This is a genomic window from Streptomyces sp. NPDC048483, assembly GCF_040651455.1.
Classification (GTDB): domain Bacteria; phylum Actinomycetota; class Actinomycetes; order Streptomycetales; family Streptomycetaceae; genus Streptomyces.
In genome coordinates this window covers 1-13,514 of sequence record NZ_JBEZJZ010000080.1, presented here as the reverse complement: position 1 = coordinate 13,514, position 13,514 = coordinate 1, and the positions used below count along the sequence as shown (strand labels likewise).

General features: G+C 72.8%; 12 protein-coding genes. 3 read left to right on the top strand and 9 right to left on the bottom strand.

Features of this window, described 5'->3' with window-relative positions; all coding sequences use genetic code 11:
- Positions 1-145 precede the first annotated feature (145 nt).
- A complete protein-coding gene (locus AB0D04_RS30680; protein ID WP_362709825.1) occupies positions 146-1,036 on the bottom strand; it encodes a LysR family transcriptional regulator in 891 nt (296 codons plus the stop codon).
- Positions 1,037-1,132: 96 nt separating this feature from the next.
- On the opposite strand from AB0D04_RS30680, the gene AB0D04_RS30675 reads away from it, so the two are divergent.
- The gene (locus AB0D04_RS30675) at positions 1,133-2,440 is read left to right on the top strand and encodes an MFS transporter (protein WP_362709822.1); all 1,308 of its coding nucleotides are present in this window, start codon (positions 1,133-1,135) and stop codon (positions 2,438-2,440) included.
- 56 nt (positions 2,441-2,496) lie between these two features.
- On the opposite strand, the gene AB0D04_RS30670 is transcribed toward AB0D04_RS30675, so the two are convergent.
- From AB0D04_RS30670 to AB0D04_RS30650, 5 genes are all read right to left on the bottom strand, one after another.
- Positions 2,497-3,510, bottom strand: a complete 1,014-nt coding sequence (locus tag AB0D04_RS30670) for a nucleoside triphosphate pyrophosphohydrolase (RefSeq protein ID WP_362709820.1) — start codon at positions 3,508-3,510, stop codon at positions 2,497-2,499.
- An 83-nt stretch (positions 3,511-3,593) separates the two neighbouring features.
- Positions 3,594-4,232: a SurA N-terminal domain-containing protein gene (locus AB0D04_RS30665; protein ID WP_362709817.1), complete on the bottom strand. Its 639-nt coding sequence runs from the start codon at positions 4,230-4,232 to the stop codon at positions 3,594-3,596.
- A gap of 230 nt (positions 4,233-4,462) precedes the next feature.
- A complete protein-coding gene (locus AB0D04_RS30660) occupies positions 4,463-4,744 on the bottom strand; it encodes an SCO5918 family protein (protein ID WP_362709814.1) in 282 nt (93 codons plus the stop codon).
- Between the two features lie 88 nt (positions 4,745-4,832).
- Positions 4,833-6,290, bottom strand: a complete 1,458-nt coding sequence (locus AB0D04_RS30655; RefSeq protein WP_362709812.1) for a DEAD/DEAH box helicase — start codon at positions 6,288-6,290, stop codon at positions 4,833-4,835.
- A gap of 319 nt (positions 6,291-6,609) precedes the next feature.
- Complete coding sequence (locus AB0D04_RS30650) at positions 6,610-6,813, bottom strand: cold-shock protein (protein ID WP_362709809.1); 204 nt, start codon at positions 6,811-6,813, stop codon at positions 6,610-6,612.
- Between the two features lie 474 nt (positions 6,814-7,287).
- On the opposite strand from AB0D04_RS30650, the gene AB0D04_RS30645 reads away from it, so the two are divergent.
- Positions 7,288-7,635, top strand: coding sequence for a MerR family transcriptional regulator (locus tag AB0D04_RS30645; protein ID WP_362709807.1), 348 nt, complete (start codon positions 7,288-7,290; stop codon positions 7,633-7,635).
- A gap of 18 nt (positions 7,636-7,653) precedes the next feature.
- Here AB0D04_RS30645 and AB0D04_RS30640 read toward each other — a convergent pair whose 3' ends face one another.
- The 3 genes from AB0D04_RS30640 to AB0D04_RS30630 all read right to left on the bottom strand — a co-directional run bounded on the left by AB0D04_RS30640 (position 7,654) and on the right by AB0D04_RS30630 (position 12,373).
- A complete protein-coding gene (locus tag AB0D04_RS30640; RefSeq protein WP_362709804.1) occupies positions 7,654-9,312 on the bottom strand; it encodes a serine/threonine-protein kinase in 1,659 nt (552 codons plus the stop codon).
- On the bottom strand, positions 9,309-10,001 hold the full coding sequence (locus tag AB0D04_RS30635; RefSeq protein ID WP_362709802.1) for a hypothetical protein: 693 nt from the start codon (positions 9,999-10,001) through the stop codon (positions 9,309-9,311). Before AB0D04_RS30635 ends, AB0D04_RS30640 begins: the two co-directional genes overlap by 4 nt.
- 290 nt (positions 10,002-10,291) lie before the next feature.
- A complete protein-coding gene (locus tag AB0D04_RS30630; RefSeq protein ID WP_362709872.1) occupies positions 10,292-12,373 on the bottom strand; it encodes an N-6 DNA methylase in 2,082 nt (693 codons plus the stop codon).
- Between the two features lie 310 nt (positions 12,374-12,683).
- On the opposite strand from AB0D04_RS30630, the gene AB0D04_RS30625 reads away from it, so the two are divergent.
- A complete protein-coding gene (locus tag AB0D04_RS30625) occupies positions 12,684-13,451 on the top strand; it encodes a DUF4190 domain-containing protein (RefSeq protein WP_362709799.1) in 768 nt (255 codons plus the stop codon).
- The last annotated feature ends 63 nt before the right edge of the window (positions 13,452-13,514 follow it).

The window sequence follows — 13,514 nt, the reverse complement described above, 5'->3', positions numbered from 1 at the left end:
CGCCTGCCTCAGGTGCGGTGCGCCGTCCCGCAGGCCCCGCCCGTCGCCCGGGTCCGGTCGCCCGGGTCCCGTCGCCCGGGTCCCGTCGCCCGGGTCCCGTCGCCCGGGTCCCGTCGGGGTCACACTCCCCCGGATCCCGTGGGGTTCACATTCCCCTGGGTCCCGTGGGATCCACGCCCAGCCCCTCCAGAAACGCCGCGGCCGCCGGCGACGGGCCAAGGGCGCTCCACACCACCCGCTCGGTGCGCTCGGGAGCGGGCCGTACGCGCACGATGGCCAGCCCCGCCAGCTCGGAGGCGATGGCTTCCGGAACCATCCCGACCCCCAGCCCCGCCCGCACCAGCTTCGCCAGAAACTCAACAGTCGTCACCTCGAACGCCACCTCCGATGTCAGTCCCGCCGCCCGGAACGCGTCATCGCGCTGCCGGCGGGCCGCCGACCCCGCCGCGAAGTCCACAAAGCTCTCCCGCGCCAGCCGCGACAGGGTGGTCCACTCCCGCCCGGCCAGCGGATGTTCCGGTGCCACCACCGCGACCAGTTCGCCGCGGGCCAGCTCCTGCTCCCGTACGCCGGCGGTGCGCGCGCCGGGCACCAGCCCGACGAAGGCCACATCCAGCGCCCCCTCCCGCACCTTCTCGATGAGCGGATCGCTCATCTCCATCAGCAGACTGACCCGCACCCGGGGGTAGCGGGCACGGAACGCGCCCAGCTCCTGAGCAAGATCGACGGCCGCGACCGTCGAGATCGCCCCCACCGCCAGCCGCCCGCCCACCTCCCCGGTGGCCGCCGCCACCTCCGCGCGGGCCCGCTCGGCCGCCTGCAGCGCCTGCCGGGCGACGGGTACGAACGCCTCACCCGCGGCGGTCAGCCGGACGCTGCGGCTGGTCCGGTCGAAGAGCCGCGCGCCGAGTTCCTTCTCCAGGCGGGCGATCTGGTGGCTGAGCGCGGACTGTACGACGTGGCAGCGCTCGGCGGCCCGGGTGAAGCCGCCGGTCTCGGCGACCGCGACCACATACCGCATCTGCTGAAGCTCCATGCCGGTCGATGGTAGAGGCGATCGATCTCATTTCACGATGGATGCGATGAAAACTATGTGTTGGACTCATTGATGTGCGGCGCTCAGGCTGGGCCCATGACACCCGAGAAGCCCGCCTGCGGACAGTTGGGGCGCGGCACGCTGCTGCTGATGTCCGTCGCCACCGGTCTGTCCGTCGCCGGCAACTACTTCGCCCAGCCGCTGCTGGACCTCATCGGCCGCGACCTCCAGATGTCCGTGTCCACCGCCGCCCTGGTGGTGACCGTCGCCCAGACCGGCTACGGACTCGGCCTGCTCCTGCTCGTACCGCTCGGCGACCTGGTGGAACGGCGCCGGCTCGCCGTCACCCTCTGCGCGCTGACCGCCGCCTTCCTGACCGTGACGGCCGCCGCGCCGAACGGCGCCCTCCTGCTGACCGGCACCGCGCTGACCGGCCTGACCTCGGTCGCCGCCCAGGTCATCGCCCCGTACGCGGCAACCCTCGCCGCCCCCGCCGAACGCGGCCGCACGGTCGGCACCGTCATGACCGGTCTCCTCCTGGGCATCCTGCTGGCCCGTACGGCCGCCGGGATGCTCGCGGAAGTGGGCGGCTGGCGCACGGTCTACTGGGTCAACGCCGGGCTGATGCTCCTGATAGCCGTACTGCTCCGCCTCCGGCTGCCCGCTCTCCGTACGACGGCCGGGCTGCGCTATCCGGCGCTGCTGCGCTCGACGCTCGCGCTGTTCGTCACGGAGCCGGTGCTGCGCCGGCGGGCCGCGCTGGGGGCCCTGGCCTTCGCGGGATTCAGCGTGCTGTGGACGTCGATGGCGTTCTTGATGTCCGGCCCGGCGTACGGCTGGCAGGAGTCGGCGATCGGGCTGCTGGGGCTGGTCGGCGCGGCCGGTTCGCTCTCCGCGTCGGTGGCGGGGCGGCTGGCGGACCGGGGGCTGGTGCACCGGGTCACGGGCGTCATGGCCGTTCTGCTGCTGGGTTCGTGGGGGTTTCTGGCCCTCGGCGGCGAGGGCGGCGCGTGGTCGCTGGCGGCGCTGCTGGCGGGGGTGATCGTCCTGGACCTGGCCGTGCAGGGGCTGCATGTGAGCAACCAGAACGTGGTGTACGGGCTGCGGCCGGAGGCGCGCAACCGGCTCAACTCGGCTTACATGAGCAGCTACTTCGCGGGCGGCGCGGTGGGCTCGGCGCTGACGTCGGTGGTCTGGGCGGCTGATGGATGGCGTGGGGTGTGCGTGTTGGGGGCGGGGTTGGCGGCGATGGTTGTGGCGGCGTGGGTCGTCGAGCGGGTACGCAACCGGCGTTCCCCGGCCGGTGCCGATTCATCGCCGCCTCTGCATCACCGCTCAGACGGCGAACTCCCCGCCTTTGACCACCGAGACGACCGACGACCAGCCGGCCGCCGGGAACAGTAGCGCCGGGCCGTGCGGGACCTTGCTGTCGTGGCCGGGCGGGACCGCCCCCACCACGACTAACCGGCCGCGCCCTCCGCGGCCAGCACCGCATCCCGATAGGCCCGAGCCGCCGCCCGCAACGCCGCCTCCGGGTCGACGCCGTCCCGTTCCGCCCGTACGGCCATCGCCAGCAGCTCGTACCCGATCCCCTCGCCCGCGGGCAGCGCCACCTCCAGCCCCACCGTCCGCGCCCGCGACGCCAGCTTCGCCGCCAGGGCGAGACCGGGCTGGCCCAGCGGGACGCCCTCGGTCAGCGACTGCCGCTGCTTCTCCTCCGCCTTGGTGCGCAGCCAGTGGGCCTTGACGTCCTCGGGGGTCTCGGCCGCCTCGTCGCCGAAGACATGCGGATGGCGATGGACGAGCTTCTCGACGATCGTCCCCGCCACGTCGTCGATCGAGAACGGGTCCTCGGGATCGTCCTGCGCGATCCGGGCGTGGAAGACGACCTGGAGGAGGACGTCCCCCAGCTCCTCCCGCAGCTCGTCGCGGTCGCCGGCCTCGATCGCCTCGACCAGTTCGTAGGCTTCCTCCAGGCCGTACTTGGCGAGGTCCTGGTGCGTACGGATGCTGCTCCAGGGGCATTCGGCGCGGATCTGGTCCATGACCTGGACGAGGTCGAGCAGCCGGGCGCCCGGCAGGTCGTAGGAGCCGGGCAGCAGCTCCAGGTCCGGCATGGTCTCGCGGCCGGATCCGGCCAGTCGGGCCAGGCCGTCGGTCAGCGCGCTCTCGCCGTCGGCGGAGGTGATGACGACGGCCGTACGGGCCTCCGGGACGCAGTAGTCCACGAGCTCGCGGGCGGCGAGGGACGCCGCCTCGACCTCGATGCCGGCCTCCCGCAGATACGGCAGCTGGGGGTGGGCCGGGTCGGCGCTCAGCACCCGGTCCGCCGCGCGCAGGACCTGCCACGCGGGCCAGGACAGGAGTCCGGGGGCGATCCGGTGGCTGGTGGTGAGCAGGATCAGGCGCCCGGTGCCGCCGCCCTCGGGGAGGGGGTCGGCACCGGTGTCGGCAGCAGAGGCGTCAGCATTCACGCTTCGAACGTAACGCACCGCACTGACAACGCCCGGCGCCGGTGCCACGGAGCCCGTCGCTCAGGCCTGCGTACGGGTCCCGCTCAGGCCTGCTGCCTCGACGGGCCCGTGGTGATCCACGGCTCCTTGGTCTCCCCCAGGATGACCTGCCGGTCGTCCCACTTCCCGAACCGCGGATTGACGTCGATGCCCATGGACCGCGACGTCTTGGACAGGGCCTGCGCGAGCTGCTGCTGCCCCTGCGCCCGGCCCCGGTCGGCACCCAGGTGCTTGGCAAGCCCGTCCAGCAACAGCTGATTACGGACCATGGCATCGATCTCGTCCGGCGCGATGCCCTGCTGGAGCCACATCGCCTTCAGCCGCTCGGCGCCACCCGCGCGTTCCTCGGCCGCCGCCCGCCACTTCTGGACGGCGTCCCGGGTGACCTTGACCCCGGCGTCCCCGGCGCTGCGCGCCAGCACCTCGTCGAAGATCATGCCGTTGAGGGTGGCCAGGCTCAGCCGGCCGGTGTTCATGATCAGCTGCGCGCCCTGCGGGGACCTGCCCTGCGCCTCGCGCACATCCTTCACCTTCGTCTGCAGCTGTGCGACGGTGATCCGCTTCCCGTCCACAACGGCCGCAGCACCGGGGTGCGCGCCGCCGCCACAGGCGGCCAGCAGCGGGGTCGCGGCCAGTAGGGCGGCAGTGGCGGATACGGAGAGCGCTGTCCTACGGCGGAACACTTGGCCTCCCGGCAGATCGTGCGACGGAGTCTCGACCTTGCGTGATCGAGATCGATGCTAAGGAGTCGGCGTGGCCTGGGCCACTGCTTCGGCCAACGATCTCTCCCGGTGGCGGTTTCCCCTGGGACGGCTTCCCCTTGGGCAGCCTCCGGCCCCCGTTCCTTCGTGTGCCGTAACACGCCGGACGGTCGGACCGGCCGGGCCGGACCGGACAGCTCGGAACCGACGGCTCAGAAGTGCAGTCCGGGCAGTTCGGTGGACGCCGGCGGGGCGGCGGCAGCGGGGGTGACACAGGTGAAGCCCAGGCGGGTCATTGCCCGGGTCACTTCGCCCGTCGTGAAGTCCCGGCGGTCCTGCCGGGTGATCACCGCGCCGACCTGCTTGACGGGGTAGGTATGGCGGCCGATGACCACACAGGGGCCGATGGCGGGCTCCGGCTTGATGCCCGTCATCAGCTGCTCCACCTCACTCTTGACGAAGTCGAAGGGAAAGTGCGCGATAACGCATCGCATGCAGTACCTCAGCAGGGTTGAAGGGAGGACCAGCGTTTCCGGCCGGAGTCGGCCGCGCAAGGCATGGGCGGTGACAACCTACGGGAGTTCATGCGGTGGCACCGCCGGGAGAACGGCCGCGGGACCGGCCCGGCCGCCCGTGCGCCGACGCGGAGGAGCCGCGCGCCCGGCCGGATCCGCCGGCCCGTCGGCGGCGCGCGGACGTGGTGCGCGACGCGGGCTGCGGCGGGGCCGGGGCGGCAACGGTGACGGGGACACCCGAGGGCGCCCGAGCACCGGTGATACGGCTCAGTTCGGCTTCGCCGGAGCGCACCGTGGTGCTGTGCGGGGTGATGCCCGCATCGGCCATCAGGCCGTCCATGGCGCGGCGTTCGTGGGGCAGCACGAGGGTGACGACGCTGCCGGACTCGCCGGCGCGGGCGGTGCGCCCGCCGCGGTGCAGGTAGTCCTTGTGATCGCCGGGCGGGTCGACGTTGACGACGAGATCGAGGTCGTCGACGTGAATGCCGCGGGCCGCCACATTGGTGGCCACCAGGGCCGTGACGCCGCCCTCCTTGAACTGGGCCAGGGTGCGGGTGCGCTGCGGCTGGGACTTTCCGCCGTGCAGCGCCGCGGCCCGTACGCCGCTCTTGAGCAGGTGCTTCACGAGCCGGTCCACGGCGTGCTTGGTGTCCAGGAACATGATGACGCGGCCGTCACGGGCGGCGATCTCGGTCGTCGTGGCGTACTTGTCGGCGTCCCGTACGTGCAGGAGGTGATGCTCCATCGTGGTCACCGCACCCGCGGAGGGATCGACCGAGTGCACGACCGGGTCGTGCAGGTAGCGGCGGACCAGGGCATCGACGTTGCGGTCCAGGGTGGCCGAGAAGAGCAGCCGCTGGCCGTCGGGCCGTACGTGGTCGAGCAGCGCGGTGATCTGGGGCATGAACCCCATGTCGGTCATCTGGTCGGCCTCGTCCAGGACGGTGATGCCGACGCGGTCCAGCCGGCAGTCCCCTCGCTCGATGAGATCCCGCAGCCGGCCGGGGGTGGCGACCACAACCTCGGCCCCGGCACGCAGGGCACCGGCCTGCCGGCCTATCGACATACCGCCGACCACAGTGGCCAGCCGTAGTTCCAGGGCGCGGGCATAGGGGGTGAGAGCCGCCGTCACCTGCTGGGCGAGTTCCCGGGTGGGGACGAGTACGAGGGCCAGGGGCTGACGGGGCTCCGCACGCAGTCCGGCGGTGCGGGCGAGCAGGGCGAGTCCGAAGGCCAGGGTCTTACCGGAGCCGGTGCGGCCCCGCCCCAGGACGTCCCGGCCGGCCAGCGCGTTCGGCAGCGTCGCGGCCTGGATCGGAAACGGCACGGTCACGCCCTCGGTGCCGAGCGCCGTGAGGAGCGGCCGGGGCATGTCCAGGTCGGCGAACTCGGCGACGGCCGGCAGCGACGGGGTCCGGCTGACCGGAACGGTGTACTCCCCCTGGAGTGCGCCGGGGCGCTGCCCCTTCCGGCCGGCGCGGACATTGCGGCCTGCGCGGACGTTCGTACGGGCTGGGCGGCTCATACTGAACCTTCCTCGAGAGCGACGCGCACGAGGAATCCTCGGCCCATCGGACCACACGGAGAATCGCAAGAACGAGTCGAATGACATGGTGAACAGGTCCGGTTGCGACGGGGTTTCCGGTGGGCGTACGTCGGAAATCGCGGCAGACAGCGCGCCCTACCGGCACGGCCACCTGGTGAACTCCGAAAGGCGGACCCCGAAACGGGACTCGAACGGCCGGTCGCGAAAGCCGTGAGGACGATGTGTTGCGCGGGCCGCGAATAGACAAGCGCTGGGGCCCGCACCCAAGGCGCGGGCCCCAGCGTTGCACGCTTCAGCTTCAGGCGGGAACGATGTTCTCCGCCTGCGGGCCCTTCTGGCCCTGGGTGACGTCGAAGCTCACCTTCTGGCCCTCCTGCAGCTCACGGAAGCCCTGGGTGGCGATGTTCGAGTAGTGGGCGAACACGTCCGCGCCGCCACCCTCCTGCTCGATGAAGCCGAAGCCCTTTTCCGCGTTGAACCACTTCACGGTGCCAGTAGCCATATCTGATTCTCCTTCGGGGAATTCTTTGGACCCGCACTGCGCGAGCCTCGCATCGCCGCGATGATTTCCCCACCCGGAAGAATCCGGTTACACAAAACGCTTCCACCGGCCCGGAGGCGGTTGAAGCGTTGAAGATTTTGGGAACCACAACTGCAACTGATATCGACAGTAGCACGCCTCATACAGCACCGCACAGAGGTTTCGCGGCCGACCGGCATGGGGCCGAAACGGTTGCCTCCCATCCGTAATTTCTTCCGTCGCGACATGAGATGTTCATCGGCATTCATCGCCGAATCCACTCGCCTCGCGTCGGCGCGCGCCGCGGTCCGCGAGGGTCCGTCAGGCAGCGGCCCGGCTCCGGCGCGACAATATCTACGGCGGCCGCAATAGACATTCTCCACCGCCAGTGGATAAGGTCCGCGCGAGCGCAAAGGCGTCCAGCAGGACGGCCTCGGACTGCCGAGAAAGGTGCGCATGGCTCCGGAAGCCCGACCGAACGCCGCCGACCATCTCGACGACGACGACTACCCCGCCTACACCATGGGCCGCGCCGCGGAGCTGATCGGTACCACACCCGCCTTCCTGCGGGCCCTGGGCGAGGCCCGGCTCATCACCCCGCTGCGGTCCGGCGGCGGCCACCGTCGCTACTCGCGTTATCAGCTGCGTATCGCCGCCCGCGCGCGCGAACTCGTCGACCAGGGCACGCCGATCGAGGCGGCCTGCCGCATCATCATTCTCGAGGACCAGCTGGAAGAGGCCCTGCAGCTCAACGAAGAGCTGCGCCGGCGCGAGGGCGGACCGGACCGGCCGGCGGGCACCTGAGGCCGGGCGCCGGCGTCCTCACCCCTGTACCTGCCCCAGCCAGTGCAGCATCCGCCGCACCTCCCCCGGAAACGCATGGTGCGGGCCGTGCAGTCGCTCCGCGTCGTACAGGAGACGGGCCAGGCATTCCTGGGCGGCGCCGCGGTCACCCTGGGCGAGGAGCAGGTGGCCGATGGAGCGGCGGATCTCCAGGGGGCGGGCGGGGTCGTCGGGGTAGCGCTCGAAGTACGGGAGGAGAGCGCGGTATTCCTCCAGGGCCTGGGCCACCTCGCCCAGTTGCTCCAGGCACTGGGCGGCCTCGTAGTGGAACTGGAGGGCCTGGCGGGTGGCCGCGGGGCCGGTCTCCTTGGCGCACTCCTCGGCCAGTTGGCGCAGTTCAGGGAGGGCGCGGCGGTACTGGCCGTCGTCCATGAGGGTGGCGGCGTACTGCTTGCGGAGGGTACGGACCACCGGGGAGTTGCGGCCGTGGCGGGCGGCGGCGGCCGGGAGGATGCCGCCGAGGATGTCCACGGCGCGGGTGATGCGGCCCTGGTCGAGGAGGCCTTTGACCTCGTCGACGGCGGCGGCGACGTCCGGGCCGGAGGAGGAAGGGGAGGGCGTCCCTGGCGCGGGGGGCGTGGGGGGTGGGGTGCGGGGGGTGAGGGTGGCGAGGGAGGCGCGGGGGTCGGCGGGGGGTGGGGTGGGCCCGGCGGCCGCTGCGTAGGCGGGGACGGGTTCCGGTGCCGGAGGGGCGGGTGCGACGCGTACGGGCCAGGGGGCGTGGGGCTGGCGGAAGGGGCGGGTGGGGTCCATGGGGGCGAGGGGGGTGGGCGGGTGCTGGGCCGCGTGGGGGCCGGCCTCGGAGGCCGGGAGGAGGGGGGCGAGGGCCTGGTAGACCTCCTGGGCGTCGGCGGGGCGGGCCGCCGGGTCCTTGCGCAGCAGGCGCAGGACGAGCGCTTCGAGGGGTTCGGGGACGTCGGGGCGCAGGCGGCGTACCGGGACCGGGTCGTCGTGCAGATGGCGGTGCAGGACGCCGAGGGCCGTGGAGGCGGCGAACGGGACCTGGCCGCTGAGGAGTTCGTGCAGCAGGATCCCGAGGGCGTAGAGGTCGGTGTGCGGGCCCACCGCGCCGCCCATGGCCTGTTCGGGAGCCATATAGGCGGGGCTGCCGATGGGGGAACCGGTGTGGGTGAGGCGGGTGGTGTCCGTGTCGAGGGCCGAGGCGATGCCGAGGTCGAGGACGACGAGGGTGCCGTCCGGGCGGACCATGACATTGCGGGGCTTGAGGTCGCGGTGGACGATCGGCACCGCGTGGACGGCGGCCAGTACGGCGCAGAGCTGGGCGGCGGCGCTGACCGCCCAGGGCCATGGGTACGGGTCGTGTTCGGCGAGGTGGTCGGAGAGGTCGGCGCCCTCGACGTACTGCATCACCAGGAAGAGGTCCTCGCTGTCGCTCCCGGCGTCGTGGACGGTGACCAGTCCGGGGTGGTCGACCTGCGCGGTGACCCGGCACTCGCGGACGAAGCGGCGGCGCATCTCCTCGCCGTCGGGGGTGCCCGCCAGCCGGTCCGGGCGCAGCAGTTTGACGCCGACGCGGCGGTCCAGGCGGCGGTCGTAGCCGATCCAGACCTGGCCCATGCCGCCCTGGCCGACCAGGACGGAGAGTTCGTAGCGTCCGGCGATGACGCGGCCGTTCACGGTTGTTCCTCCTGGCGGAGGTAGTCGCTGAGTTCGTCGAGTTCGGCCCGGACCTGGTCGATGCGCCGCGGCTGGGGTTGCGGCTGGGGCTGGGGCTGCGGGCGGGCCGGGGCGTAGGGATGCGCGGCGGGCTTCGCGTTGTTGGCGTAGGGGTCCGCGGCGGCGTACGGGTGCGCGTGGGCCGCGTACGGGCGGGTCTCCTGGGCGTACGGCGGGGCCGGGGCAGGCGGCGGGCCGTAGGCGGGTGCGGCGGGCGGCGGGCCGTAGGCAGGTGCGGCGGGCGGCGGCCCGGCCGGGTGGGCGGCGAGGACGGGGGCGGGGCCGTACCCCTGGCCGTGTCCGGGCGGCGGGACCGGGCGCGTGGGCGCCGTGACGACGTCGACGACGAGGTAGTACGCGACCGCGCCCATCATCTGCAGCAGCAGCGCCCCCACGGCGAGATTGGTCCGCCAGTCCGTCTCGGGATAGGTGAGCACCAGGACGCATACGCCGACGAGTACGGCCAGATCGGCGCCGAACAGCCACCAGCCCAGCGGCCGCCGCTGCACGAGGGCGGCCCGCAGCATCGCCGCCCAGGCCAGCAGGCCCAGGCTGGCCACCGTGGCGGCCACGAAGACCACGCGCAGCAGGACCACCACCCCCGTCGCCGGGGGGCGGTACGGCGGGGGAGCCGGGGCGGGGCCGTGCATTGCTGCTCCTGATGGATCAGTCGTCGTCCGTCGCGATGGCGGTCGCGGGCGTGGGTGTGGGTGTGGGTGTGGGTGTGGGTGTGGTGACGCGTAGGACCTGCGAGCGTATATACCGACGGCGCCGCCGCGCGCGGGGTTGTGCGGAATGGGCCGGGCCGATCCGGCATACCCCCTGCAACTCCCCAGGCGGCGGCGGTGTTTCCTCAGGGAAGCATCGCCCTTGTTCGCCCCGACCGACCGCGCTGACCGGCCCGCCCGGCCGGCGCTGACCGCCCGGCCGGTGCGGCCGGTCAGTCCGGTGCCAACGACCCGTCCGTGAAGCCGTCGTACATCCCCTGCACCAGCTGTTCGCCGAGCCGGGAGGCCAGCCGCAGGGCCTCCTCGAAGGCGGCCAGGTCGTGGAACCGCCTGCCGTAGCGCCGCTGTTCGGCGAGGGGGAGGCGGGGCAGCTGGAGGCGCCGGACGTCGAGGCGGGTGGCGGTGGAGGCGTAGCTGCTGGCCTGGCGGTTGTTGGCGGTGCCGCGGAGGAAGCCGGCGAGGAACCAGGGGTCGAGGGCGGCCGGGTCGGGGCGCAGCAGGGTGAGGTTGCGGCCGAGGGCGGCGCCGACGGTGGCGCCCTCGATCACACGGGCGATGGCGCCGCCGCCGAGGACGGGGACGACCACATCGCCTTCCTGGACGAGGACGGGTTCCTCGGCCGGGGTGGCGGGTGCGGTTTCCGGGAGGACGCCGGTGGGGCCGGTGGCGGCGATGACGTCGTGGTCGGTCAGGACGGCGTACGGGACGCCGGGGAGCGCGCTGCCGGGGCCGCCGGCGCGCAGCACCAGGGCGCCGGAGCGGGCGAGTTCGCCGACGGTGGTCAGCGGCCAGCGGGCGGGGCCCGGTGCGGTGGCGGTGTCCTGGCGGGGGGTGAGCTCGGTGGTGCGGGCGAGAGTGTCGGTCAGCCGGTCACGGACCCGGGCCAGTTCGGCGGGGCCGCCGGCCGCGGCGGGCGGCGGGAGGTGACGGGCCGGGGCGAGGTCGACGTCGTCGTCCAGGAGGTCGATGGCGGCCAGCGACCGCCGTACGCCGGGCAGTTCCTCGACGCCGCCGTCGCGGTCGAAGGCCTGCCAGGCATCCACGGCGGCGCCGCGGACGGTCTGCCAGTCGAGCTTGTCGCGGCCGGCGGTGCCGCCGGCCGCGGGCCCGGCGGTGTCCACGACGAGGAGCTGCGGGGCCGGCTGGGCGCTGCCGTCGGGCTTGCGCAGCACCCACAGGTGCAGGGGGATGCCGTTGGGCGGGGCGGCGCCGGCGGGCAGCGCGATGACGGCGCGCAGGGCGCCGCGGCGCAGCAGATCGGCGCGGATACGGCGGCCGGAGCGGCGGGAGGCGGCGGCTGGGGGCATGAGGAGGACGGCGGTACCGCCGGGGCGCAGGCGGGCCAATGCGTGCTGGACCCAGGCGAGTTCGGATTCCGTACGGGCCGGGAAGCCGTACTCCCAGCGGGGGTCGTAGGCCAGCTCGTCGTGGCCCCAGTTGCGTTCGTTGAACGGTGGGTGGACCAGGACGGCGTCGGCGGCCAGCTCCGGGAAGGCGTCGGCGCGCAGGGTGTCGGCGGCGCGCACCCGCACCTGGGCGTCGGGGACGCTGAGCGCGAGGCGGAGGGCGGTGAGCGCGGCGAGGTCCGGGTCGCCCTCCTGGGCATGCAGGGCGAGGGGTGGCGCGTCCGGCTGCCCGGCGGCGCGTTCCTGGGCGGCGGCCAGCAGGCCGCCGACGCCGCAGGCCGGGTCGAGTACGGAGCCCAACGGGCCGTCCAGGGAGGCCAGTTCGGCCATCAGGGCGGCCGGGCCGGGTGGCGTGAGGGTGTACTGGCGGGGGTTGGCGTCCAGGTGGCGGCCGAGCAGGAAGGCGTAGGCCTCGGTGGCGCCGTCCAGGGCCGCAAGGTCGGCGGTGGCGCGCACCAGGGCGGCGGAGGGGGCGAGCGCCTCACGGGTGAGGCCGTGGACGGGGTGGCCGTCGCCGAGCCGGGCGGCGAGGACGGAGTCGAGCATCGCGGGCAGTACGCCGGTCAGGTCGGCGTCGTCGGAGGCGCCGCGCAGTTGCTTCCAGGCGGCGGGCCGGTCGCGCACGAGGAGGAGGACGGCGCCGGCCTGACGGAGCGCGCCCGCGGCGCCGGCCGGATGCCCGACGAGCTGCTGCCAGACCCGCTCGCGCAGCGGCACCTCGGCGAGCTTGCCCTGATCGCGCAGCCACTGCTCGATGTCGCGGAGGGCGAAGGCGGGGCTGGTCTCGGTGCCGCCGACGGGCTTGGGGAAGTCGGCGTGCCGGCGGCGCCAGTTGCTGACGGCGGCCCGGCCGACCCCGGCGAGCCGCGCGATGCCGGCGGCGGTCACCTCGGTGGGGCGGTCCGCGGGGCTGCCCGCGGGAGAAATGACGACGGCCACGCCGTCGCCCGCCACGCCGTCACCTGCGGCGCCGTCGTCCGTCGCGTTGTCCGTTGGTGCGATGTCCGGCACCTGACTGGCTCCCGTCCCGAGCGTGACCACTGTGTCAGCAGCATACCCATCACCGCTTGAGACATCCCTTCACGACGTGAATTCCCCATCACCGTGAACTCGTGTTGACTCGATTCACACCCTCTGCTGTTATTGACCCATCGCTTCAGCGGACTTCGATTCAGCGCCCGGAAGGGGCCACTCCCGCATGTCTCAGCAGATGCACTACCAGCCAGCACCGATGGGCGCACCGGCTCCGCAGGTGGCCCGGAACGGCCTCGGCGTCGCCGCTCTGGTCCTCGGCATCATCGGTACGCTCAGCGGCATCCCGATGTTCTTGTTCTGGCTCGCCGGACCGCTCGGCGTCCTGTCCCTGATCTTCGGCCTGGTGGGCATGGGCCGCGCAAAGAAGGGTCAGGCCACCAACAAGGGTGTGGCGGTGACCGGCACGATCCTGGGCGTCCTCGCGATCATCCTGGCGATCGTCGGCGTCATCGTCTCCGTGCTGGTGGTCAAGGGTGTGGCCGAGGAGGCCGAGAAGGCGATCAAGAAGGAGACGGGCAGCAGCAACGTCACCACCAACCTCGACGCGGGCGCCGCGGCGAAGTACAACAACGGCCTCAGCATCACCGTCTCGAAGCCGAGCCCTTACACCGTCGACCCGAACACCCACGTCGCCGGCCACACCGACGGCAACAAGGCGTACAAGGTCACCGTCTCGGTCAAGAACACCGGCAGCAAGGTCTACGGCGCGCCCCTCATGCTGACCAAGGCACAGGCCGACGGCAAGAACGCCGAGGAGGTCGACGACGACAAGCACGGCATCCTCCACCACAAGTGGGAGAAGCAGCTCGACCCCAACGAGACCTCGACCGTGGAGATGGTCTTCGACGCGCCGCCGTCCGCCAAGGAGCTCGCGATCACGGTCACGCCGGACATCGGGCTCGCCGACGCGTCGTGGAAGCTGAAGCTCTGAACCTCTGAAGCTCTGAAACCCGCCGCACACCAAGCCGTGGGGGGGGCGGCCCCCCCCCCCCCC

Bases quoted from the DNA above. Each gene is read 5' to 3' on its own strand.
- AB0D04_RS30680 (WP_362709825.1), bottom strand. From the start codon at position 1,036: ATGGAGCTTCAGCAGATGCGGTATGTGGTCGCGGTCGCCGAGACCGGC.
- AB0D04_RS30675 (WP_362709822.1), top strand. From the start codon at position 1,133: ATGACACCCGAGAAGCCCGCCTGCGGACAGTTGGGGCGCGGCACGCTG.
- AB0D04_RS30660 (WP_362709814.1), bottom strand. From the start codon at position 4,744: ATGCGATGCGTTATCGCGCACTTTCCCTTCGACTTCGTCAAGAGTGAG.
- AB0D04_RS30655 (WP_362709812.1), bottom strand. From the start codon at position 6,290: ATGAGCCGCCCAGCCCGTACGAACGTCCGCGCAGGCCGCAATGTCCGC.
- AB0D04_RS30650 (WP_362709809.1), bottom strand. From the start codon at position 6,813: ATGGCTACTGGCACCGTGAAGTGGTTCAACGCGGAAAAGGGCTTCGGC.
- AB0D04_RS30645 (WP_362709807.1), top strand. From the start codon at position 7,288: ATGGCTCCGGAAGCCCGACCGAACGCCGCCGACCATCTCGACGACGAC.
- AB0D04_RS30635 (WP_362709802.1), bottom strand. From the start codon at position 10,001: ATGCACGGCCCCGCCCCGGCTCCCCCGCCGTACCGCCCCCCGGCGACG.
- AB0D04_RS30625 (WP_362709799.1), top strand. From the start codon at position 12,684: ATGTCTCAGCAGATGCACTACCAGCCAGCACCGATGGGCGCACCGGCT.